Here is a 1376-nt window from a genome sequence, read left to right on the forward strand (position 1 = left end):
AGTAAATAACTTCACCATTGAGAGCATCCCTTATCGCTAACTTACGGGATCATTTTGCCGAGTTCCTTAACCAGAGTTCTCTCAAGCGCCTTGGTCTACTCGACCCGACTACCTGTGTTGGTTTGCGGTACGGTCTATAAGTGCTAAACTTAGAAGCTTTTCTAGGCAGCCTGGAATCACTCACTTCAAACGTAAAGTTACGGTATCGTATCTCGGAATAGAGAGTCACGGATTTGCCTATGACTCATTCCTACGTACTTACACCGGCATATCCAACAGCCGGCTGAGCTATCCTCCTGCGTCCCTCCATCGCACACACTTACAGGTACGGGAATATTAACCCGTTTTCCATCGACTACGCCTTTCGGCCTCGCCTTAGGGACCGACTAACCCTGGGAAGATTAGCTTTACCCAGGAAACCTTAGTCTTACGGCGAACAAGTTTCTCACTTGTTTTATCGTTACTCATGCCAGCATAATCACTTCTCATTAGTCCAGCAAACCTTCCGATTCACCTTCATCCCATCTGAGAACGCTCTCCTACCGATGCGTCAAAGACGCATCCCGTAGCTTCGGTACCATGCTTAGCCCCGTTACATTTTCGGCGCAGAATCGTTAGACCAGTGAGCTATTACGCTTTCTTTAAAGGATGGCTGCTTCTAAGCCAACCTCCTGGCTGTCTATACAACTCCACCACCTTTTCCACTGAGCATGGATTTGGGGACCTTAGCTGACGGTCTGGGCTGTTTCCCTTTCGACTACGGACCTTCGCACCCGCAGTCTGACTCCCAGGATATAACTTACGGCATTCGGAGTTTGATAAGGTTTGGTAATCTGGTGGGACCCCTAGCCTTGTCAGTGCTCTACCTCCGCAAGTAAACTCCTGAGGCTATACCTCAATATATTTCGGAGAGAACCAGCTATCACCGAGTTTGATTGGCCTTTCACCCCTATCCACAGGTCATCCGAGTAATTTTCAACTTACAACGGTTCGGCCCTCCACTTGATTTTACTCAAGCTTCAGCCTGCCCATGGATAGATCACCCGGTTTCGGGTCTAATCCGCAATACTTGTCGCCCTATTCAGACTCGCTTTCGCTACGGCTACACATCACTGCTTAACCTTGCATTACAGATTAACTCACTGGCCCATTATGCAAAAGGCAAATGGTCACGGAATAAATCCGCTCCCACAGCTTGTAGGCAACTGGTTTCAGGTTCTATTTCACTCCCCTAACAGGGGTTCTTTTCACCTTTCCCTCACGGTACTGGTTCGCTATCGGTCTCTAAGTAGTATTTAGCCTTGGAAGATGGTCCTCCCAGATTCCCACGAGGTTTCACGTGTCTCGTGGTACTCAGGTGCCACTAGTGCTGCTTT

At 48.6% G+C, this 1376-nt stretch carries 1 rRNA gene; it reads right to left on the reverse strand.

From position 1 onward, the window contains the following. Positions 1 to 1376: ribosomal RNA gene (locus H589_RS0100640) — 23S ribosomal RNA — on the reverse strand; the annotation flags it as partial.

The sequence above is a fragment of the Maridesulfovibrio zosterae DSM 11974 genome (assembly GCF_000425265.1).
GTDB lineage: Bacteria > Desulfobacterota > Desulfovibrionia > Desulfovibrionales > Desulfovibrionaceae > Maridesulfovibrio > Maridesulfovibrio zosterae.